Origin of the sequence: Bradyrhizobium sp. HKCCYLS20291 (assembly GCF_051167715.1) — a bacterium.
Taxonomy (GTDB): Bacteria; Pseudomonadota; Alphaproteobacteria; order Rhizobiales; family Xanthobacteraceae; genus Bradyrhizobium.
On sequence record NZ_JBNPTO010000003.1, the window covers coordinates 302807 to 322056 of the forward strand.

24 protein-coding genes are annotated in these 19250 nt (G+C 65.9%); 15 read left to right on the forward strand and 9 right to left on the reverse strand.

All coding sequences use genetic code 11. The annotated features are described in order from the left end of the window. Positions 1 to 8 precede the first annotated feature (8 nt). The 9 genes from ctaD to ACQR07_RS09325 all read left to right on the forward strand — a co-directional run bounded on the left by ctaD (position 9) and on the right by ACQR07_RS09325 (position 7092). A complete protein-coding gene (gene ctaD / locus ACQR07_RS09285) occupies positions 9 to 1622 on the forward strand; it encodes a cytochrome c oxidase subunit I (RefSeq protein ID WP_434902004.1) in 1614 nt (537 codons plus the stop codon). A gap of 130 nt (positions 1623 to 1752) precedes the next feature. Further along, on the forward strand, positions 1753 to 2691 hold the full coding sequence (locus ACQR07_RS09290) for a heme o synthase (protein ID WP_434902005.1): 939 nt from the start codon (positions 1753 to 1755) through the stop codon (positions 2689 to 2691). A gap of 21 nt (positions 2692 to 2712) precedes the next feature. Beyond that, positions 2713 to 2889 carry a CoxF protein gene (locus ACQR07_RS09295; RefSeq protein ID WP_434865995.1) on the forward strand — a complete coding sequence of 59 codons (177 nt, stop codon included), beginning with the start codon at positions 2713 to 2715 and terminating at the stop codon, positions 2887 to 2889. Between the two features lie 37 nt (positions 2890 to 2926). Next, positions 2927 to 3574, forward strand: coding sequence for a cytochrome c oxidase assembly protein (locus ACQR07_RS09300; RefSeq protein ID WP_434902006.1), 648 nt, complete (start codon positions 2927 to 2929; stop codon positions 3572 to 3574). A gap of 86 nt (positions 3575 to 3660) precedes the next feature. Next, on the forward strand, positions 3661 to 4518 hold the full coding sequence (locus ACQR07_RS09305) for a cytochrome c oxidase subunit 3 (RefSeq protein WP_434902007.1): 858 nt from the start codon (positions 3661 to 3663) through the stop codon (positions 4516 to 4518). Between the two features lie 196 nt (positions 4519 to 4714). Next, positions 4715 to 5107 (forward strand): DUF983 domain-containing protein, encoded by a 393-nt coding sequence (locus ACQR07_RS09310; protein ID WP_434865993.1) that lies wholly within the window; start codon positions 4715 to 4717, stop codon positions 5105 to 5107. Between the two features lie 291 nt (positions 5108 to 5398). Beyond that, positions 5399 to 6157 (forward strand): SURF1 family protein, encoded by a 759-nt coding sequence (locus ACQR07_RS09315; protein WP_434902008.1) that lies wholly within the window; start codon positions 5399 to 5401, stop codon positions 6155 to 6157. A 97-nt stretch (positions 6158 to 6254) separates the two neighbouring features. Next, on the forward strand, positions 6255 to 6743 hold the full coding sequence (locus ACQR07_RS09320) for a MerR family transcriptional regulator (protein WP_434902009.1): 489 nt from the start codon (positions 6255 to 6257) through the stop codon (positions 6741 to 6743). After that, positions 6682 to 7092: a carboxymuconolactone decarboxylase family protein gene (locus tag ACQR07_RS09325; RefSeq protein ID WP_434902283.1), complete on the forward strand. Its 411-nt coding sequence runs from the start codon at positions 6682 to 6684 to the stop codon at positions 7090 to 7092. The genes ACQR07_RS09320 and ACQR07_RS09325 overlap by 62 nt, the downstream gene beginning before the upstream one ends. A gap of 24 nt (positions 7093 to 7116) precedes the next feature. Here ACQR07_RS09325 and ACQR07_RS09330 read toward each other — a convergent pair whose 3' ends face one another. Next, positions 7117 to 7704: an NADPH-dependent FMN reductase gene (locus ACQR07_RS09330; RefSeq protein ID WP_434902010.1), complete on the reverse strand. Its 588-nt coding sequence runs from the start codon at positions 7702 to 7704 to the stop codon at positions 7117 to 7119. A 90-nt stretch (positions 7705 to 7794) separates the two neighbouring features. After that, positions 7795 to 8628 (reverse strand): PhzF family phenazine biosynthesis protein, encoded by an 834-nt coding sequence (locus tag ACQR07_RS09335; RefSeq protein ID WP_434902284.1) that lies wholly within the window; start codon positions 8626 to 8628, stop codon positions 7795 to 7797. 494 nt (positions 8629 to 9122) lie between these two features. On the opposite strand from ACQR07_RS09335, the gene ACQR07_RS09340 reads away from it, so the two are divergent. Then, entirely contained in the window at positions 9123 to 9470 is a 348-nt protein-coding gene (locus tag ACQR07_RS09340) for a barstar family protein (protein WP_434902011.1), read from the forward strand. A gap of 3 nt (positions 9471 to 9473) precedes the next feature. Here the strand turns inward: ACQR07_RS09340 and ACQR07_RS09345 are convergent, their stop codons facing one another. Then, the gene (locus ACQR07_RS09345) at positions 9474 to 9695 is read right to left on the reverse strand and encodes a hypothetical protein (RefSeq protein ID WP_434865986.1); all 222 of its coding nucleotides are present in this window, start codon (positions 9693 to 9695) and stop codon (positions 9474 to 9476) included. Further along, positions 9692 to 10015 carry a YbjQ family protein gene (locus ACQR07_RS09350; RefSeq protein ID WP_434902012.1) on the reverse strand — a complete coding sequence of 108 codons (324 nt, stop codon included), beginning with the start codon at positions 10013 to 10015 and terminating at the stop codon, positions 9692 to 9694. The genes ACQR07_RS09345 and ACQR07_RS09350 overlap by 4 nt, the downstream gene beginning before the upstream one ends. A 1406-nt stretch (positions 10016 to 11421) precedes the next feature. On the opposite strand from ACQR07_RS09350, the gene thrC reads away from it, so the two are divergent. The 4 genes from thrC (at position 11422) to ACQR07_RS09370 (ending at position 15602) form a co-directional block, all read left to right on the forward strand. Beyond that, positions 11422 to 12837 (forward strand): threonine synthase, encoded by a 1416-nt coding sequence (gene thrC, locus ACQR07_RS09355; protein WP_434902013.1) that lies wholly within the window; start codon positions 11422 to 11424, stop codon positions 12835 to 12837. Beyond that, on the forward strand, positions 12837 to 14126 hold the full coding sequence (locus tag ACQR07_RS09360) for a M16 family metallopeptidase (protein ID WP_434902285.1): 1290 nt from the start codon (positions 12837 to 12839) through the stop codon (positions 14124 to 14126). The genes thrC and ACQR07_RS09360 overlap by 1 nt, the downstream gene beginning before the upstream one ends. A 125-nt stretch (positions 14127 to 14251) precedes the next feature. Beyond that, the gene (locus ACQR07_RS09365; RefSeq protein WP_434902014.1) at positions 14252 to 14839 is read left to right on the forward strand and encodes a GNAT family N-acetyltransferase; all 588 of its coding nucleotides are present in this window, start codon (positions 14252 to 14254) and stop codon (positions 14837 to 14839) included. Positions 14840 to 14981: 142 nt separating this feature from the next. Then, entirely contained in the window at positions 14982 to 15602 is a 621-nt protein-coding gene (locus ACQR07_RS09370; protein WP_434902286.1) for a hypothetical protein, read from the forward strand. 84 nt (positions 15603 to 15686) lie between these two features. Here ACQR07_RS09370 and ACQR07_RS09375 read toward each other — a convergent pair whose 3' ends face one another. From ACQR07_RS09375 to ACQR07_RS09395, 5 genes are all read right to left on the reverse strand, one after another. Then, the gene (locus tag ACQR07_RS09375; protein ID WP_434902015.1) at positions 15687 to 16178 is read right to left on the reverse strand and encodes a F0F1 ATP synthase subunit B family protein; all 492 of its coding nucleotides are present in this window, start codon (positions 16176 to 16178) and stop codon (positions 15687 to 15689) included. Next, the gene (locus tag ACQR07_RS09380) at positions 16178 to 16753 is read right to left on the reverse strand and encodes a F0F1 ATP synthase subunit B family protein (RefSeq protein WP_434902016.1); all 576 of its coding nucleotides are present in this window, start codon (positions 16751 to 16753) and stop codon (positions 16178 to 16180) included. The genes ACQR07_RS09375 and ACQR07_RS09380 overlap by 1 nt, the downstream gene beginning before the upstream one ends. A gap of 28 nt (positions 16754 to 16781) precedes the next feature. Then, entirely contained in the window at positions 16782 to 17009 is a 228-nt protein-coding gene (locus ACQR07_RS09385) for a F0F1 ATP synthase subunit C (RefSeq protein WP_006615622.1), read from the reverse strand. Between the two features lie 38 nt (positions 17010 to 17047). Then, a complete protein-coding gene (locus tag ACQR07_RS09390) occupies positions 17048 to 17791 on the reverse strand; it encodes a F0F1 ATP synthase subunit A (RefSeq protein WP_434902017.1) in 744 nt (247 codons plus the stop codon). A gap of 89 nt (positions 17792 to 17880) precedes the next feature. Then, on the reverse strand, positions 17881 to 18258 hold the full coding sequence (locus tag ACQR07_RS09395; protein WP_434902018.1) for an AtpZ/AtpI family protein: 378 nt from the start codon (positions 18256 to 18258) through the stop codon (positions 17881 to 17883). A 287-nt stretch (positions 18259 to 18545) separates the two neighbouring features. Between ACQR07_RS09395 and ACQR07_RS09400 the strand changes: the two genes are divergently transcribed. Then, positions 18546 to 19169: a 2-hydroxychromene-2-carboxylate isomerase gene (locus ACQR07_RS09400; protein ID WP_434902019.1), complete on the forward strand. Its 624-nt coding sequence runs from the start codon at positions 18546 to 18548 to the stop codon at positions 19167 to 19169. Positions 19170 to 19250: the final 81 nt, after the last annotated feature.

Here is a 19250-nt window from a genome sequence, read left to right on the forward strand (position 1 = left end):
ATTGGACAATGGCGACGAACGTAGCGACCCATACCGGCCATGACGATCACGCGCACGACCATCCGACCGGATGGCGGCGCTGGATCTATTCGACCAACCACAAAGACATCGGCACGATGTACCTGATCTTCGCGGTGTGCGCCGGCATCATCGGCCTCGTGATGTCGGTCGCGATCCGCATCGAGCTGATGTATCCGGGCGTGCAGCTCTTCCACGAGAACCACACCTACAACGTGTTCGTGACCTCGCACGGCCTGATCATGATCTTCTTCATGGTCATGCCGGCGATGATCGGCGGCTTCGGCAACTGGATGGTGCCGCTGATGATCGGCGCGCCGGACATGGCGTTCCCGCGCATGAACAACATCTCGTTCTGGCTGCTGCCCGCCTCGTTCGCGCTGCTCCTGACCTCGACCTTCGTCGAGGGCGAGCCCGGCGCCAACGGCGTCGGCGCCGGCTGGACGATGTATGTGCCGCTGTCGACCTCGGGCCATCCGGGACCGGCGGTGGACTTCGCGATCCTGTCGCTGCATCTCGCCGGTGCGTCGTCGATCCTCGGCTCGATCAACTTCATCACCACGATCTTCAACATGCGCGCGCCGGGCATGACCCTGCACAAGATGCCGCTGTTCGTGTGGTCGATCCTGGTGACGGTGTTCCTGCTCTTGCTGTCGCTGCCGGTGCTCGCCGGCGCGATCACGATGATGCTGACGGACCGCAATTTCGGCACCACCTTCTTCGCCCCCGAGGGCGGCGGTGACCCGCTGCTGTTCCAGCATCTGTTCTGGTTCTTCGGCCATCCGGAAGTGTACATCCTGATCCTGCCCGGCTTCGGCATGATCAGCCAGATCGTCTCGACCTTCTCGCGCAAGCCCGTGTTCGGCTATCTCGGCATGGCCTACGCCATGGTCGCGATCGGCGGCATCGGCTTCATCGTCTGGGCGCACCACATGTACACGGTCGGCATGTCGTCGGCGACGCAGGCCTATTTCGTCGCCGCCACCATGGTGATCGCGGTGCCCACGGGCGTGAAGATCTTCTCCTGGATCGCCACGATGTGGGGCGGCTCGATCGAGTTCCGCGCGCCGATGCTGTGGGCCGTGGGCTTCATCTTCCTGTTCACGGTCGGCGGCGTCACCGGCGTCGTGCTGGCGAATGCCGGCGTCGACCGCGTGCTGCAGGACACCTACTACGTCGTCGCGCACTTCCACTACGTGCTGTCGCTCGGCGCGGTGTTCGCGATCTTCGCCGGCTGGTACTACTGGTTCCCGAAGATGTTCGGTTACATGTACAACGAGGGCGTCGCCAAGGCGCACTTCTGGGTGACCTTCATCGGCGTGAACCTGGTGTTCTTCCCGCAGCACTTCCTCGGTCTGTCGGGCATGCCGCGCCGCTACATCGACTATCCGGATGCCTATGCCGGCTGGAACCTGGTGTCATCGATCGGCTCCTACATCTCGGCGTTCGGCGTGGTGATCTTCATCTACGGTGTGATCGAGGCCTTCATGCGCAAGCAGCAGGCGGCGAACAATCCGTGGGGACCGGGCGCGACCACCCTGGAATGGACCCTGTCGTCGCCGCCGCCGTTCCACCAGTTCGAGGTCCTGCCGAAGGTGCAGTGATCCCGGCTCTCCCGACGCGGCATCATCCGGTGCCGCGTCGGCGTCTACCGGCCGGCGCGCGTCGTTGCGCGCCGCTCCGCGGTGAAGCAGACCGCTTCTGAAAAGCTTTGAATTGAAGTCTGGAATCGTCGTGTCGGTCATTGATCAAAATGCCATTGCGGTCGGCCCGCGGATCTCCGAGGCCGATGTCGGCGACTATCTCGCGCTCTTGAAGCCGCGGGTGATGTCGCTCGTGATCTTTACGGCGCTGATCGGCCTGCTGATCGCTCCCGGCCATTTCCACCCGGTGCTCGCCATCACCTCGCTGCTGTGCATCGCCGTCGGCGCCGGCGCCTCCGGCGCGCTGAACATGGCGCTCGAGGGCGACATCGACTCGCTGATGTCGCGCACCGCCAACCGTCCGATCCCGCGGGGACGCGTCACCCGGCAGGAGGCGCTCGCCTTCGGCATCATCCTGTCGTTCTTCTCGGTGGTGACGCTCGGCATCCTCGTCAACTGGTTCGCCGGCGCGCTGCTCGCCTTCACGATCTTCTTCTATGTCGTGATCTACACGCTGTGGCTGAAGCGCTGGACCGCGCAGAACATCGTCATCGGCGGCGCCGCCGGCGCCCTGCCGCCGGTCGTGGCCTGGGCCGCGGCCACCGGATCGCTGGCGCCGGAGCCGCTGTGGCTGTTCCTGATCATCTTCTTCTGGACCCCGCCGCATTTCTGGGCCCTGGCGCTGTTCCGCACCGACGACTACGCGCGCGCCGGCGTGCCGATGCTGCCGGTCGTCGCGGGTCCCGATGCGACCCGGCTGCAGATCCTGCTCTACACGATCGTCCTGGTGGCAGTCGCGCTGGCGCCCTGGCCGCTCGGCTATTTCGACGCGCTCTATGGCGTGGTCTCGCTCGTGCTCGGCGCCGGCATGCTGTGGCTTGCCATCGAGGTGTTCCGCAAGCGTGAGCGCATCCCCTCGCTGCGCGCCAACCGCAAGCTGTTCGGCTTCTCGATCCTGTATCTTTTCGCGCTGTTCGCGACGCTCGGGCTCGAGGCTGTCGCGCGCATGATCGCGCCGCTGATCTGGTAAGGGAGCGCGGGGCAGGAAGGCATGGCAACCGCGATGACAGATCCGAACGAGTCGGAGGGCATCGTCCTCACCGAGGCGCAGCTGCGCAGCCGCCGCCGCCGCTCGATCGCGATTGCGCTCGCGCTCGGCGTGCTCGTGGTGCTGTTCTTCGCGGTGACGATGGTGAAGGGCCCGATCGTGCTGAAGCGGCCGATGTAGGACGACGATGCAGGACGGTGTGAAGCAGAGCGGGACGATGGCGAGCGACGACCAGACCCCCGAGCAGACCCCTCGGACATCAGCGCAGGCCGCGCCGCGCCGCGGCGTCGGCCGCGATGCGCTGGTTGGCGGCATCTGCGGCGCTGTCGTGGTGCTGATGGTCGGGGCGTCCTATGCCGCCGTGCCGTTCTACAACTGGTTCTGCCGCGCCACCGGCTTTAATGGCACCACCCAGGTCGCGACGTCGGCTCCGTCATCGGCGCCGCTGGCGCGCCGCATCGCCGTCAGGTTCGACTCCAACGTCGCCGGCGGGCTGCCGTGGAAGTTCCAGCCCGAGAAGACCGAGATCGAGGTCGCGATCGGCGAGGTGGTGACGGTCTACTACACCGTGACCAACCAGTCGGCGCGCACCACCATGGCGCAGGCCGCCTACAACGTGACGCCGCTGACCTCGGGCGCCTATTTCCAGAAGATCAACTGCTTCTGCTTCACCGAGCAGACCATGGCGCCGGGCGAGACCCGCGAGATGCCGGTCGTGTTCTATGTCGATCCGGCGATCACCGCCGATCACGAGAACGACGGTCTGAAGACGATCACGCTGTCCTACACCTTCTATCCGGTCCGCGACGCCGCGCCCAAGCCCGTCGCCGCAGGCGAGCCGGACAAGCCGCGGGGCAATCTCTGATGCCGCGGATGTCCGGATTGCGGGACCATCGCTGTTGAACGACTACATGCCGGCACGACCGGCATCGATCTGGGGAGAGACTAGACATGGCTGAGGCGCACGCCAAGCAACACGACTACCACCTCGTCGACCCGAGCCCCTGGCCGTTCGTCGGCTCGGTCTCGGCCTTCATCATGGCGTTCGGCGCGATCGGCTGGATGCACAAGATGTTCGGCGCCGCGCCGATCGTGTTCGGCGTCGGCTTCGTCGGCGTGCTCTACACGATGGCGAGCTGGTGGGGCGACGTCATCAAGGAAGCCCAGTACAAGGGCGATCACACCCGCGTGGTGCAGCTGCATCACCGCTACGGCATGATCCTGTTCATCGCCTCCGAGGTGATGTTCTTCGTCGCCTGGTTCTGGGCGTATTTCAATTCGGCGCTCTATCCGGGCTACGAGGTGCAGGCCACCCGCGACGCGCTGTTCGGCGGCGTCTGGCCGCCCAAGGGCATCGAGACCTTCGATCCCTGGCATCTGCCGCTGCTCAACACGCTGATCCTGCTGACCTCGGGCACGACCGTCACCTGGGCGCACCACGCTTTGCTCGAAGGCGACCGCAAGGGCCTGAAATACGGTCTGATCCTCACCGTGCTGCTCGGCGCCACCTTCACCTGCGTCCAGGCCTATGAGTACGGCCACGCGACGTTCTCGTTCGCCGGCCACATCTACGGCTCGACCTTCTTCATGGCGACCGGCTTCCACGGCTTCCACGTGCTGGTCGGCACCATCTTCCTGCTGGTCTGCCTGGTGCGCGCCTATGCCGGTCATTTCACCCCGAAGCAGCACCTCGGCTTCGAGTTCGCCGCCTGGTACTGGCACTTCGTCGACGTGGTCTGGCTGTTCCTGTTCATCTGCATCTACGTCTGGGGCCACGGCGCCGAGGCGATGGCGCACGGCGCCCATTGAGGCCGTCACGCCGCGTGCGAAACATGTTACAAGGGGGCGGCCGAACGGCCGCCCTTTTTGTTGAGCCCAGGCATGGTGCTCGCTGCAGCCGAGCTTCGGCCCGACCGTCGGCAACATGACAGATGTCGGCGCATCCCGGCATCCGGCCCACTGCGCGGCAGGGCCGCGCCCATCGCGACTTCGAAGGCAGGCAGACATGACCCTCTCGACCCAACCCGTCACCCTGACGCAGACCATCCTGCGCGGCCTCGCCTGCCGCTGCCCGCGCTGCGGCCAGGGCAAGCTGTTCGAGGGCTTCCTCAACCTGCGCAAGCGCTGCGAGGCCTGCGATCTCGACTACGCCTTCATCGACACCGGCGACGGTCCGGCGATCTTCATCATGATGCTCGCCGGCGCCATCGTCGTCGGCGCCGCGCTGATCGTCGAGGTCAAGTACCAGCCGCCGTTCTGGGTCCACGCGGCGCTGTGGGGCCCGCTGATCCTGGTGACGACATTGCTGCCGCTGCGCGCCATGAAGTCGCTGCTGATCGCCCTGCAATTCCACCACAAGGCCGCCCCCGGCCGCCTGGTGGACAAGACGCCGCGATGAGGTTCGGCCTGCTCTTTGAGTTGCGGACCGGCGCGGCATCGGCGGTGCGCTCCCTCGCCCCGTTCTTCACGGGGAGAGGGTTGGGGTGAGGGGCAGCCGCACGAGGAGTGTGTGTGGCGAGACCTGTACCCCCTCACCCGGATTGCATCTGACGATGCAATCCGAGCTCTCAGCGCGAGCGAAGCTCGTCGCGCCCCCGCAAGCGGGGCGAGGTGAGGACCGAGCCCGCTGCGCCATCGTCCTTCAACCAAGACAAAAAAGACCGCGCAAATCGACCGGCCCAATCAGCACATGACCTTCACCCGCTCGCAAACCTCCTCCCGCGGCTTTGCCGCCTTCACCGTCCTGATGGTCGCGCTGTTCATCGGCCTCGGCGTCTGGCAGTTGCAGCGCCGCGCGGCGAAGCATGCGCTGATCGACGCACTCACCGATCGCGTCGCCGCGGCTCCCGTGCCACTGCCGCCGCAAAGCGAATGGCGCACGCTGACGCCGGAGCGCGATGAATTCCGCCGCGTCGGCTTGACCGCCACCTACGCCAGGCTGCCCGACGCGATGGTCTACAGCGCCGGCTCCGCCGTGCGCGAGGATGTCTCGGGCCCCGGCACCTGGGCGTTTCTCCCCGCACGCCTCGCGTCGGGCGAGACGATCGTCATCGACGCCGGCTTCGTCGCCAACACCATGCAGGAACGCAGCATCCAGGACCGCCAAATCGGCAAGCTCGTCACCGGCGAGCCGGTGACGCTGACCGGTTATCTGCGTTTCCCCGAATCCGCCGGCCTGCTCACCGCAGCCGAGAATCGCGACAAGCGTCTGTGGTTCACCCGCGACCACCTCGCCATGGCCAAGGCGCTCGGCTGGGGTGAGGTCGCGCCGTTCTACATCGACCTGGAAACGCCGGTGCCCGACAACGGCATCCCCAAGCCCGGCCCGCTGTCGCCGCATCTGCGCGACGAGCACATGCAATACGCCATCACCTGGTTCTCGCTGGCCGCGGCGCTGCTGGTCGCGTTCGCAGTGTGGGCGAGGGGACGTAGGCCGGCAAAGCAATGATGACTGACGCGGGCGATGTTCCCGCAAAACGGCGCTTGACTTAGAGCGCGCTCGAACCCGTAGCCTGCCTGGCGTCGTGAATGGAGATGAGGCGCGCATGAAGATCGGCGAGCTGGCCAGGCAGTCGGGGCTGACGGCCCACACGATCCGTTACTATGAGCGGATCGGACTGCTGCCCAGAGCTGATCGCGATCATGGGCGCCAGCGGGACTATGACGCATCGATCCTGACCTGGATCGAATTCCTCGGCCGTCTCAAGGCCACGGGAATGCCGATCCGGGACATGCTCCGCTATGCGGAGCTGCGCGCCGGCGGCGCCGCCACGGAGCCGCAGCGGCGCCAATTGCTGGAGCGGCATCGTGAAGCCGTCCGCGCCCGGGTTGCCACGTTGCAGGATTGCCTTCTCGTTCTCGACGGCAAGATCGCCGGCTATGCCGGCAACGAGATCGCCGGCTATGCCGGCAGCGAGAGGACGAATGACCATGACGCAATCCATCCCGAGCCGATCCACCACGATGAGCACGATGCCGGCGGGCGCCGGCACCGATCCGGATCGGCTGGCCCGCGGTCGGCGCGCGCTCGATAGCATCGACGGCGAGGCCGGTCACAACGTGATCGCGGCGCTCGCCGACATCGCGCCCGACTTTGCGACCTACGTGATCGAGTTTCCGTTCGGCGACATCTATTCGCGTCCCGGTCTCGATCTGCGCAGCCGCGAGATCGCAACCATCGCGGCGCTAACCGCGCTCGGCAATGCCAGCCCGCAGCTGAAGGTGCATCTCCATGCCGGCCTCAATGTCGGCCTCAGCCGCGAGGAGATCACTGAGGTGATCATGCAGATGGCGGTCTATGCCGGCTTCCCCGCGGCGCTCAATGGACTGTTCGCAGCGAAGGCGGTGTTCGCCGAGGCCGATGCGAAGGCCGGGACGGCGTGAAACCGCTGTCGGCCGCAATGGAGCCTATGACGACGGAGGCGCGTTCTCGTCGTGTGCGGACGCGGCCCGGACCAGGGCTGCCATCGCGTCGGCGATGGTGGCTCGTATGTCGGGAGCAGCAATGTGACCATCCGCCGTCAGGGCCGTCGGTGGCACCGGTACGGCGACGCAGGCCTCTTCCACGATCACAGCGCCCGCCCGCTCCAGCACCGTGCGAAGGTCCTTGTAGGTCTCCTGCGCGCCGCCGTGGGCCGAGGGGTTGATCCAGCCAATCGGGCGCTGGTAGAGGCTGGCGCCGCCGACCGTCCAGTCGATCATGTTCTTGAAACTGCCCGGCAGCGAGCCGGCATATTCCGGCGTCGACAACATCACCGCATGGGCTTTGCCAAGCAGCATGCGCAAGCGCGCGACCGGCTCGGGCAACGGATCGCAATCGTGGTCGGGATTGAAGTGCGGCAACTCGCTCAACCCGGCATAGATCGTCGGCGTGACGTGGTCCGGGGCCAGTTCAGCCGCGGCGAGGATAGCTGCACTCGAGGCCGAGCGGGCACGCAGGCTGCCGCTGATCAGAACGATGATTGCTCTGCAGGCCCATGGATGGTCGTTCGGCATCGTCACGGCGCTCCTTGCGCTCAAAGCAGCGCGCTCGTTCGTGCTGCGCGGGCAGTCTGGCGGTTGCTCGCCCCCAATCTTCAGATCAATTTACGCGCGAATCGACCGGACGCTCCCGGACACCCGGACCGGCGCGCCAGCTGCTCCATCGAGATCGACGTGCAGGCCGCACGGCACGCCCATGTCCTCGCCCTGACGGATCACGATCGGCCCCTCGGCCGGCCAGCCGAGTTCGCGCAGATAGCCGGCGAGCGCCGCCGCGGCGGCGCCGGTCGCCGGATCCTCGTAGACGCCGCCGAACGGGAACGGATTGCGGGCGTGAAACAGCTGCGGCGTTTCGGCGTGAACGAGCGCGAAGGTGCAGAAGCGTTCGCGCTGCGCCAGCTCCTGGCCGCGGCCAAAGTCGTAGGCGATCGCCGCGAGCCGGCCGCGGTCGCGCAGCGCGATCACCGGATGATCCATCCCGGCATGGGCAACGACCGGCGGAATGCGCCCGTCGAGATCGCCATGCGACAGCCCGAACAGCGCGAGGATCTCCTCGAGCGCCGCGGCCGGCAGAGCGCGCGTCCGCGTCGGCGGCGAGCGAAACGCGGCGCTCCAATCCGTTGCCGAAGAGTGCCCGTCGACGGTGATGTCGGCGTGATTGAGCTGCAAGGCAAAGGAGCCGGAGCTCTTGTGCCTGGCCAGCGCGGCGCCGAGCGCAATGGTCGCGTGTCCGCAGAAATCGACCTCGGCCTGCGGCGCGAAATAGCGCACCCGCCATGTGTCGCCGAGCGGAGCCGCGAACGCCGTCTCGGAGTAGCCGATGTCAGCCGCCATCGCCTGCATCACGGCCGCATCCGGCAGTGCTTGGCAGATCACGACGCCCGCCGGGTTGCCGCCGCGTGAGCCGTCGGTGAAGGCTGCGATGTGCTGGATGATCATCTTGGTCTCTGCTGTGACGATTTCAAAGGAGGGGCAGGCATTGGAAAGCACGTCCATGCATCCCCATCCAGTGATGAATCGATAGTGATTGGCAGGATGGAAATTGATCTTCCAGACTTCCGATTGCGTCTCCGCAAACACTGCCCCTTCCACCCGGTAGGCGAAATGACGTGAGACCAGTCCGCTCGACTCGGTATCCTGCTCGGTACTTAGCGGAAACTCGTCCACAAGACGGACGATGGTGGCGTCGTTGAAGTGAACGCGAAGGACGCATGTCTCGAGGCCCGGAAGGATGAAATCTGCTGAAAGACTGTCGCGGTGCCAGTTCACAGCGACAAGGTCACTGTCATCGCAGGCAAAGCTCACGCCCGCATCGATTGGAAAGTACCTAGGCACGTTCGCTCCGATGCCTTGTTGCGAAGAACCTTTATCCTATCACATTGACGCTGGATGTTCCCCTGCGACCCACGCCGGGCCTCCGTAAAGCTCTTTTCATGACCCAGACGACGATCGTCAACATTCCGAGCCAGCGCATTCACGACTGGGACAGTTTTCATCGTGTGTTTCAGGAGATCCTCGGCTTTCCAGACTTCTACGGCTGCAACATGAATGCCTGGATCGATTGCATGACCTATGTCGATGATCCCGACAGCGGCATGAGCGCCACTACCGTAGCGGAGGGTGAGGTGCTGGTCTTGCGGATTGACGACGCCGCTGGTCTGCAGCGGCGCTGTCCGGAGCACTATCAGGCGCTCCTCGAAGGTACGGCCTTCGTGAATCATCGTCGGATCGGCTGTGGACAGGCCCCCGTGCTTGCCCTGATGCTCAGCGGTTCTTTCTAAGTCTCATCGTCCCGCCCTCACATACGCCCGCTCGCCGGTCTTCGGATCGAACCACACGTCGAGCGTCTCGCCGCTGGTCGGGTCGACGAAACGCTCCTCGGTCTTGACCCAGCCCGGCCCGGGCGGCGCCGAGAGCGCGTCGCGCTTGTAGCCGCCCTGGCGGAAGAAGAACCACACCAGCACGACGGCTGCGATGACCGCGAGCCAGAGCACGAGGGCGATCATCGCGCGGGTTCGATGACCGCCGCGGTGCCGTAGGCGACGATCTCGCTCATGGTCTGGCCGATCTCGGCGCTGTCGAAGCGCATCATCACGATCGCGTTGGCGCCCATCGACGTGGCGTTCTGGACGAGCCGGTCGAGTGCGTGCCGCCGCGCCTCCTCGAGCATCTGCGTGTATTCGTGGATCTCGCCACCGACGATCGAGCGCAGGCTGGCCATGAAGTTGCCGCCGATGCCGCGGCTGCGCACCACCACGCCGAAGCACTGTCCCAGCATGCGCACCGTGCGGTAGCCGGTCACGTTTTCAGTCGTCACGACGATCATGGAAGGCTCCATCTCCTGCCGGCCAGCACGGCCGACGCTCGATTTGACAACGGAGCCGGTGTTCCGGTTCAAGCGAGCCAGGGGCCACGGTCCACGTGCCACGAGCGATGCATCGTTTCCTCTGGAGATCATGCGGCCCCTAAACTCCGCTGTCGTCCCGGGCAAGCGCGACGGCGCGATAGCGCCGGCGTGCGCCGACCCGGGACCCATAACACCGATTGGTTGTGAGGCGGCAGGCTGGAGCGACAGCGTGCCTCACACGGAGGATGGTGGTTATGGGTCCCGGGTCGGCGTCCGCCAACGCTTGCGCGTCGTCGGACTTGCCCGGGACGACAGCGGGGGTTAGGGAGGCCGTGTCAGTCCTCATCGCATGCCATCGTCTCATCTTCGGACTTGAGTTGCCCGACGGGCTGTCGGCACTGGTTCGCGCAGGCGTCGCGAACTAACAAATCTGGCTGCGCTGAACATTTCTTTTTGTCAGCAGATCCAAGGCGATCAAGCCGTCCAGCCCGATCCGCTCGAAAATTCATCTTTCATTTTTTCCGAAACCATGATTGTCTCTCCCCGTCCCGCCTCGGATAGCGAGGGGCGTACGCGTCGTCACGGACGTTGGGGTGGGATGCGATGGACGTGGTGGCAGCAACTGACGAGTGCGGCCGGCACGGACGGCGAAGTCGCGTGGTCCTGACACCCCGACGCTGGTGTCTTGCGGGAGCGCTCAGGCGCTGTCGCTCACGGTGGCCAGAAAGCCCGGTGCACCGAGGAGAGCGCGTATAAGCCGTAACCCATCGCGCAGGGAAGGCCGGGTCGCTCTGGCTGAACCTGTGGTTCCTGCCCCGTGCATTCTTGTTCGCACGGGGGCCGCGGGTGCCAGCCGGCATCCGGTCTTCCCTGCGCCCTCCGTTCAAGGAGGGAGGAATTTCCGCAAAGCTCGGGCGCCAATCGCGCCGCGAGAAGGTGAAGTTGCGCTTTTCGCGAGCTGAAAACGTTCCCGTGCAGGCGCACTCTGTGAGGCAGTCGGCTCCCTCCACGTCATTGCGAGGCGCAGCGACGACGCAATCCAGAGTCCCGCCCACCACCCTGGATTGCTTCGCTTCGCTCGCAATGACGGAGGAACGGCTGGTGCTTTCTACGAGCAGTCTGAAATTGGGGCCGCCTGCGCGGGCGACGACAGCCGTGGGTGGGGGCGGTCCGCCCGGCCCATTTGGACCCGCGCGCCTCCACCCTTGCCGACACACTCACCGTAACCCCGCCGTAACCCACCCCCGCGACCATCCCACCGGCAACAACCGGTTTCGCGGGCGGGGCAAAACCATTATGGTGCCGGACCATGTTGCCGCCGGGCGGTTCCGATTTCGAGTTCAATCAACGGGTTATGGCCTGGTGACGCAGGTCAGGAGAGCGGTTTGACGCGCTATGTTTCGACCCGCGGGGAAGCCCCCGCGCTCACCTTCTGCGATGTGATGCTGACCGGGCTCGCCCGGGACGGCGGCCTCTACGTGCCCGAGACCTGGCCGCAGCTGGCGCCCGCGACCATCGCCTCGTTCTTCGGCCGGCCCTATTGGGAGGTCGCCGTCGAGGTCATCAAGCCGTTCGTCGCCGGCGAGATCTCCGATGCCGAGCTCGGCCGCATGGCCAACGAGGCCTATGCCACGTTCCGCCATCCGGCGGTGGTGCCGCTCGACCAGAGCGCGCCGCATCAGTTCGTGCTCGAGCTGTTCCACGGCCCGACCCTGGCGTTCAAGGACGTCGCCATGCAGCTGATCTCGCGGCTGATGGACCATGTGCTGGCGAAGCGCGGTGAGCGCACCACGATCGTGGTTGCGACCTCCGGCGACACCGGCGGCGCCGCTGTCGACGCCTTTGCCGGCCGCGACAATGCCGACCTGATCGTGCTGTTCCCGCATGGCCGCATCTCCGAGGTGCAGCGGCGCATGATGACGACGTCGGGCGCGGCGAACGTGCATGCGCTGGCGATCGAAGGCCATTTCGACGACTGCCAGGCGATCGTGAAGGGCCTGTTCAACCATCACGCCTTCCGCGATTCGGTGGCACTGTCCGGCGTCAACTCGATCAACTGGGCGCGCATCGTCGCCCAGGTCGTCTACTACTTCACCTCGGCGGTGGCGGTCGGCGCGCCGCACCGCGCCGTCGACTTCACCGTACCGACCGGCAATTTCGGCGACATCTTCGCCGGCTATGTCGCCAAGCGCATGGGCCTGCCGGTACGCACCTTGCGCGTCGCCACCAACGTCAACGACATTCTCGCCCGCACGCTGGCCACCGGCATCTACGAGGTGCGCGAGGTGCATGCGTCGGCGTCGCCGTCGATGGACATCCAGGTGTCGTCGAATTTCGAGCGGCTCTTGTTCGAGGCCGGCGGCCGCGACGCCGGCACGGTGCGGCGGCTGATGGACGGCCTGAAGCAGTCTGGCCGCTTCGTGCTGCCGGATGCGATGCTGGCGGCGATCCGCGCCGATTTCGAGGCCGGCCGCGCCGACGAGATCGAGACCGCGGCCGCGATTCGCGCCGCCTTCCGCGAGGCCGGCGATCTCGTCGACCCGCACACGGCGGTGGCGCTGGCGGTGGCCGACCGCGACGGTACCGATACCTCGGTGCCGAACATCGTGTTGTCGACGGCGCACCCCGCCAAATTCCCCGACGCGGTCGAGGCGGCCTGCGGACAGCGGCCGCAGCTGCCGGTCTGGCTGGAAGGGCTGATGAGCAAGCGCGAGGACATCAGGATCATGCGGAACGACCAGGCCGAGGTGGAGACATTCATCCGCTCGGTCAGCCGGGCCGCCAAGCAGGGAATTGCATGATGGGCGTGGAAGTCACCAAGCTGCCGACGGGGCTGACGGTCGTTACCGACACGATGCCGCATCTGGAGACAGCCGCGCTCGGGGTCTGGGCCGGCGTCGGCGGCCGCGACGAGAAGCCGGACGAGCATGGCATTTCGCATCTGCTGGAGCACATGGCGTTCAAGGGCACGACGACACGCAGCGCGCGCGAGATCGTCGAGGCGATCGAGGCGGTCGGCGGCGACCTCAATGCCGGCACCTCGACCGAAACGACGGCTTATTATGCCCGCGTGCTGAAGGCCGACGTGCCGCTGGCGCTCGACGTGCTCTCCGACATCCTCGCCAATCCGTCCTTCGTGCCGGAGGAGCTGGAGCGCGAGAAGAACGTCATCGTGCAGGAGATCGGCGCGGCGCAGGATACGCCCGACGACGTCGTGTTCGAGCATCTCAACGAGCTGTGCTTTCCGGACCAGCCGATGGGGCGCTCACTGCTCGGCACCGCCAAGACGCTGGAGGCGTTCGACCGCGACAAGCTGCACGGCTATCTCTCGACGCATTATCGCGGGCCCGACATGGTGGTCGCCGCGGCCGGCGCCGTCGATCATCAGCGCGTGGTTGAGGACGTCACCAAGCGATTCGCCAGCTTCAACGGCGGGCCGGCGCCGACGCCGCTGCCGGCGGCGTTCGGCAAGGGCGGCTCCCGCGTGGTGCATCGCGACCTCGAGCAGGCGCATCTGACCTTGGCGCTCGAGGGCGTGCCGCAGGCGGATCCGTCGCTGTTCTCGCTGCAGGTGTTCACCAACATCCTCGGCGGCGGCATGTCGTCCCGGCTGTTCCAGGAAGTGCGCGAGAACCGCGGCCTCTGCTACTCCGTCTACACGTTCCATGCGCCCTACAGCGACACCGGGTTCTTCGGCCTCTACACCGGCACCGATCCCGCCGACGCGCCGGAGATGATGGAGGTCGTGGTCGACATCATCGGCAACGCCGTGGAGACGTTGAGCGAGGCCGAGGTCGCGCGCGCCAAGGCGCAGATGAAGGCGGGATTGTTGATGGCGCTGGAGAGCTGCAGCGCGCGCGCCGAGCAGCTGGCGCGTCACATCCTGGCCTACGGCCGGCCGCAGACCCTGCAGGAGATGATCGCCAAGATCGAGGCCGTCAGCGTCGACAGCACGCGCGATGCGGCGCGGGCGTTGATGGCGCGCAGCAAGCCGGCGGTGGTCGCGCTCGGCAGCGGCAGGGGTCTGGACACGGCGGTGACTTTCGCCGAAGGTCTGACCGGTTCGAAACCGAAGGCCCAGCTACACTGAGCGGCGAAGGCGCGCCGCAGGCCGGCGCGTATCGCGCTCCCGAATTGCGTCGGAATGGTCGGGCAGAGTTCAGGGATTGCCAGGAGCCGAGCTCCGAAACGGAAAGAGCAGGGGGAGCATCACCGATGGCCCTGTTTCGCTTACCATCCAACGGTCCGGCCGCGCTCGCTCCGCGCGGTCAAGGCCTGATGCTGCGCGCGCCGCAGATGGCGGACTATGCGCAATGGGCGCGGCTGCGCGAGATCAGCCGGGATTATCTGACGCCGTGGGAGCCGATCTGGCCGTCCGACGACCTGACCCGCTCCGGCTTCCGCCGTCGCCTCCGCCGCTACGCCGAGGACATCTCAGCTGACCGTTCCTATCCGTTCATCGTGTTCCGCGAATCCGATGGCGCGATGCTCGGCGGCATCACGCTCGCCAATGTCCGCCGCGGCATCGTCCAGGCCGGCACCATCGGCTACTGGATGGGCCAGCCGCACGCGCATCATGGCTACATGACCGCCGCACTGCGGCTGCTGCTGCCGACCCTGTTCGGCGAGCTCAATCTGCACCGGGTCGAGGCGGCCTGCATCCCGACCAACACGCCGTCGATCCGGGTTCTGGAGAAGTGCGGCTTCACCCGCGAAGGGCTGGCGCGCCGCTACCTCTGCATCAACGGGGTCTGGCAGGACCACTACCTCTACGGCCTGCTGCATGAAGACTTCCGGGGTTAGCATTAGTGATCGGGCCGGGGGCGGGAGAGGCCGATCGGGACTGGTTCCGGGCTCTGAAATGGGTATAGACGCCGAGGCTGGACGACCGAGTTGCCGGGGATATCAGACGATGCGACAGACGAGCGTGATCAGGGTTGGAACGTTGGCGGCCGTGCTGGTGGCCATGAGTGTGGCCGGAGCGGCTCCGCCTGCGGCGGCTCAATCCCTGACCGACCGCTTTAAGAACCTGTTCGGGGGCGGCTCCGACGACAAGGGGCAACAGAATCTGCCCGCCAATGGCGGGCCGCCGGTCGATCCGACGGAGGGCCTGACCTGTCCGCCGGTCAACATCCGGGCGGGAGCCTCCACCTATGCCGTCGCCACCCCGGGCAAGCAGGCGGTCGGCAACGACGTGCGGTTTCAGGCCTCGATCACCAGGACGGCGCGGGAATGCAATCTGAACGGCGCCGAGATCGTCGCCAAGGTCGGCATTCAGGGGCGGGTCGTCGTCGGCCCTGCGGGCGCGCCGGCCAGCATCGACATTCCGATGCGCATCGCCGTGGTTCAGGGCGGCGTCGGCGAGAAGGTGATCGCGACCAAATCCTATCGCACCACGGTGCAGATGACCGAGGAGGGCAGCGTGCCGTTCACGATCGTGGCCGAGGACATGGTCTATCCGGTGCCTCCGCCGGGCGCCAATGCCGACAATTACGTCTTCTACATCGGCTTCGATCCGCAAGCCCTGGGCCCGGAGCGGCCGCGCGCCAAGAAGGCGAAGAAGTGAGGGGACGGAGCTTCAAAGCAAAAGGCCGGTGCGAGCGAAGCGCACCGGCCTTTTGAAGATGGTGGGTCGATGACGGAGGGCCGCTCAGTTCAGCTTGCGGCCGACTTCTGCGATGCCCTTGGCGACGAGGTCTTCGCCGAGACCGCCCTTGACCGACTGCGACAGCACGGTCGCGGCAGCCTGGACGGCGGCGTCCGCCGCGGCGGCCCTGACATCGGCCAGCGCCTGGGCTTCGGCCATGGCGATCTTGCTCTCGGCGGCCTTGGTGCGACGGGCGACGAAGTCTTCCATCTTGGCCTTGGCTTCCGCCGCGATACGCTCGGCTTCCGCCTTGGCGCTGGTGACGATCTCCTCGGCCTCACGCTCGGCGCTGGCGCGGCGGGTCTTGTACTCGGCGAGCACCTTGGCCGCCTCGTCCTTGAGCCGCTTGGCCTCCGCCAGCTCGTTCCTGATGCGCTCGCCACGATGGTCGAGCGCCGTCAGAACCATGCGGTGGACACCGAGATAGGCGAACAGGCCCATCAGGATCACGAAAGCTATCGCAACCCAGGTTTCCGGATCAGCGAGCAAATGCATCAGGCTGTTCCCTTCAACGATGCATCGACCGCAGCCTCAACCGTCTTGGCCGCAGGGGCCTTGCCGGTGAGCTGCTGCACGATCGCGCTGGCCGCGTCAGCGGCGATGCCGCGGACATTGCTCATTGCGGTCGCCCGCGTGGTGGCGATGGAGGTTTCGGCCGCCGCGAGCTTGGCCGCGAGGCTGTCTTCCAGCGCCTTGCGCTCGGTCTCCGAGGTGGCCGCGAGCTTCTCGCGGGTCTCGGCGCCGATCGCCTGGGCGCGCGCGCGGGCCGTCGCCAGCTCGCTCTCATATGCCTTCATCGCGGCTTCGGATTCATCCTTCAGCCGCTGCGCATCGGCCAGGTCGCCGTCGATCGACTTCTGGCGGGCGTCAATGACGGCCCCGACCTTCGGCAGCGCCACACGCGAGACGATCACGTACAGCGCCACGAAGGCGATCACCAGCGAGACGATCTGGGAGGGAAAGGTTTCCTTCGAGAAGGGAGGGAAACCATGCCCGCCATCGGCCTCCGTATGGGCGCTTGCGGTGCCCTTGGCCTCGCCGCCCTTGGCTTCGCCATGACTTTCAGCCACGGGCTTCTCCTGTCCGGCTCAGGCCGTCTTAGACGGCGTACAGCAGGAGCAGGGCGATCAGCAGCGAGAAGATGCCGAGCGCTTCGGTCACCGCGAAGCCGAAAATCAGGTTACCGAACTGGCCCTGGGCGGCCGACGGATTGCGCAGAGCGGCCGACAGGTAGTTGCCGAAGATGATGCCGATGCCGGCACCCGCGCCACCCATGCCGATGCAGGCAATGCCCGCGCCAATGTACTTCGCTGCAACCGGATCCATGACGAACTCCTTTGAGAGGTTTGGTAGAAAGGGCCGGATCAGTGGCCCGGATGGATAGCATCGTTGAGATAGATGCAGGTGAGGATCGTGAAGACGTAGGCCTGGAGGAACGCGACCATCAGCTCGAGGCCGGTCAGCGCGACCGTAAGGCCGAGCGGCAGCAGCGCGCCGACCTTGCCGACGAAGCCGAGCGCGCCGAGCATGGTCACGAAGCTCGCGAACACCTTCAACGTCACGTGGCCGGCCAGCATGTTGGCGAACAGACGGACGCTGTGGGAGATCGGGCGGGAGAAGAAGGAGATGATTTCGATCACGACCACCAGCGGCAGGATCACCGCGGGGATGCCGGATGGCACGAACAGCTTAAAGAACTTCAGGCCGTTCTTGTAGAACCCGTAGATGATGACCGTCAGGAACACCAGGAGCGCCAGCGAGAAGGTGACGATGATGTGGCTGGCGATGGTGAAGGTGTAGGGAATGATGCCGACGATGTTCGAGACGAAGATGAACATGAACAGCGAGAACACCAGCGGGAAGAACGTCATGCCGTGCGAACCGGCGCTCGTTCTGATGGTGTTGGCAACGAATTCGTAGGACAGCTCCACCATCGACTGGAAGCGGCCCGGCACGAGCGCGCGCCCGGCGGCCATCATCATGACGGTGATGAGAACGACCGCGAGCAGCATGTACGCGGACGAATTGGTGAAGGCGATCTCCTGATTGCCGATGTGGCCGATCGTGAAGATCTTGTTGAGGTGGAATTGGTGGATCGGATCGATCATCCGCGTGGCGTCTCAGTTGTTCACCGGCCACGCCGGCGCTTTGCAATTCAGCTCGCTGGCCTTCAGCGTTGCGGTCTTTGACGCAGGTCTCACTGGCGGGGCCTGTCGGGAGCTATGCCTGCGGATCTCACCACGTTCAACACGCCGGCGGCGAAGCCGAGCAGGAAAAACACGATGAATCCAAAGGGCGATGTCGACAGCAAACGGTCGAAGCCCCAGCCAAGCACCGCGCCGACGAGGACACCGGCGATCAACTCGGAGGACAGTCGCAGGCCACGCGCCATGGCCGAAGCCCGGGCTGCAGTGTCACCGCTGCCGTTTCCAGGTTGATCAGCCCCGATCTTTCGGCCGTCGCGAATTTCGGACAACCGTTGGTCGAGACTTCCGAGCCTTGCGGAAAGCGCAACCTCATCGGGCGACTTGTCGCGATCTCCGTGTCCGCCGCTCTCGTTCGTGTCATCCGCCATGTGCCATCGCCACGTGTGGAGACCCGACCCGATGCTGCGAGTTGCAGGAAATAGCGCCCCATCGCCCTTTAAAGCCGCGCGGACCATACTGACCGCATCCCCCCAAGTCAAGATTGCGTGTTGAACTGTTAGATGCCTGATTCTGCTCGTTTTCTCGGCTTTTTCGTCAGATCGGTCGTGGCTGTCACTGCGCCGCATCAACAGGGTTGTGTGCAGTTGCGATCTTGCACCTACAGAAGCCGTCTGATCCGATGCCGTCGGCCCCTCGAGACAGCACGGGAACCCGCATGCCGCGCCAGATCGACTATTATTTCTCCCTGCAATCGCCATGGGCCTATATCGGCCACCGGCTGTTTCGCGACATCGCGGCCAGCCACGGCGCCGCCGTCAACCTCAAGCCCGTGATGCTGCTCGATCTGTTCGCCGAGACCGGCGGCCTGCCGCTCGCCAAGCGCCATCCGGCGCGGCAGCGCTACCGCATCGTCGAGCTGAAGCGCTGGCGCGATCGACGCGGGCTCGATTTCCATATCCAGCCGAAGAACTGGCCGTTCAATGCCCGGCTCGCCGACGGCGTCGTCATTGCGGCGCTGCAGGCGGGGCATGATCCGGAGCCGTACCTCGCGCGGGCATTCCCGGCGATCTGGGAGCAGCAGCTGAATCTCGGAGATGCCGAGGTGATCGCGGGCCTCGCGGATGCGGCGGGATTGCCGGGCCGCGACCTCGTGACGCGCGCGGCCGCCGATGCCGTGGGGGCGGCCTATGAGCAGAACCGGCAGGATGCAATCGCCGCCGACGTGTTCGGCTCGCCGGCCTATGTGCTGGATGGCGAAATCTTCTGGGGCCAGGACCGGCTCGAGTTGCTGGCCGATGCGTTGAAATCCGGCCGGTCCGCCTATACGTGCGAACCTTAGGTGCGCGCCGTGGCAGCTGGCCGCACCACGGGCGACGCCATGGCGACGACACAATGTGGGCGTGCATGACGGCCGTCGCGA

What these genes read in the sequence shown, in the direction of transcription:
- ctaD (WP_434902004.1), top strand. Translation starts at nt 9, where the DNA reads ATGGCGACGAACGTAGCGACCCATACCGGCCATGACGATCACGCGCAC.
- ACQR07_RS09295 (WP_434865995.1), top strand. Translation starts at nt 2,713, where the DNA reads ATGGCAACCGCGATGACAGATCCGAACGAGTCGGAGGGCATCGTCCTC.
- ACQR07_RS09300 (WP_434902006.1), top strand. Translation starts at nt 2,927, where the DNA reads ATGGCGAGCGACGACCAGACCCCCGAGCAGACCCCTCGGACATCAGCG.
- ACQR07_RS09305 (WP_434902007.1), top strand. Translation starts at nt 3,661, where the DNA reads ATGGCTGAGGCGCACGCCAAGCAACACGACTACCACCTCGTCGACCCG.
- ACQR07_RS09310 (WP_434865993.1), top strand. Translation starts at nt 4,715, where the DNA reads ATGACCCTCTCGACCCAACCCGTCACCCTGACGCAGACCATCCTGCGC.
- ACQR07_RS09315 (WP_434902008.1), top strand. Translation starts at nt 5,399, where the DNA reads ATGACCTTCACCCGCTCGCAAACCTCCTCCCGCGGCTTTGCCGCCTTC.
- ACQR07_RS09320 (WP_434902009.1), top strand. Translation starts at nt 6,255, where the DNA reads ATGAAGATCGGCGAGCTGGCCAGGCAGTCGGGGCTGACGGCCCACACG.
- ACQR07_RS09325 (WP_434902283.1), top strand. Translation starts at nt 6,682, where the DNA reads ATGCCGGCGGGCGCCGGCACCGATCCGGATCGGCTGGCCCGCGGTCGG.
- ACQR07_RS09330 (WP_434902010.1), bottom strand. Translation starts at nt 7,704, where the DNA reads ATGCCGAACGACCATCCATGGGCCTGCAGAGCAATCATCGTTCTGATC.
- ACQR07_RS09335 (WP_434902284.1), bottom strand. Translation starts at nt 8,628, where the DNA reads ATGATCATCCAGCACATCGCAGCCTTCACCGACGGCTCACGCGGCGGC.
- ACQR07_RS09340 (WP_434902011.1), top strand. Translation starts at nt 9,123, where the DNA reads ATGACCCAGACGACGATCGTCAACATTCCGAGCCAGCGCATTCACGAC.
- ACQR07_RS09345 (WP_434865986.1), bottom strand. Translation starts at nt 9,695, where the DNA reads ATGATCGCCCTCGTGCTCTGGCTCGCGGTCATCGCAGCCGTCGTGCTG.
- ACQR07_RS09350 (WP_434902012.1), bottom strand. Translation starts at nt 10,015, where the DNA reads ATGATCGTCGTGACGACTGAAAACGTGACCGGCTACCGCACGGTGCGC.
- ACQR07_RS09360 (WP_434902285.1), top strand. Translation starts at nt 12,837, where the DNA reads ATGGGCGTGGAAGTCACCAAGCTGCCGACGGGGCTGACGGTCGTTACC.
- ACQR07_RS09365 (WP_434902014.1), top strand. Translation starts at nt 14,252, where the DNA reads ATGGCCCTGTTTCGCTTACCATCCAACGGTCCGGCCGCGCTCGCTCCG.
- ACQR07_RS09375 (WP_434902015.1), bottom strand. Translation starts at nt 16,178, where the DNA reads ATGCATTTGCTCGCTGATCCGGAAACCTGGGTTGCGATAGCTTTCGTG.
- ACQR07_RS09385 (WP_006615622.1), bottom strand. Translation starts at nt 17,009, where the DNA reads ATGGATCCGGTTGCAGCGAAGTACATTGGCGCGGGCATTGCCTGCATC.
- ACQR07_RS09390 (WP_434902017.1), bottom strand. Translation starts at nt 17,791, where the DNA reads ATGATCGATCCGATCCACCAATTCCACCTCAACAAGATCTTCACGATC.
- ACQR07_RS09395 (WP_434902018.1), bottom strand. Translation starts at nt 18,258, where the DNA reads ATGGCGGATGACACGAACGAGAGCGGCGGACACGGAGATCGCGACAAG.
- ACQR07_RS09400 (WP_434902019.1), top strand. Translation starts at nt 18,546, where the DNA reads ATGCCGCGCCAGATCGACTATTATTTCTCCCTGCAATCGCCATGGGCC.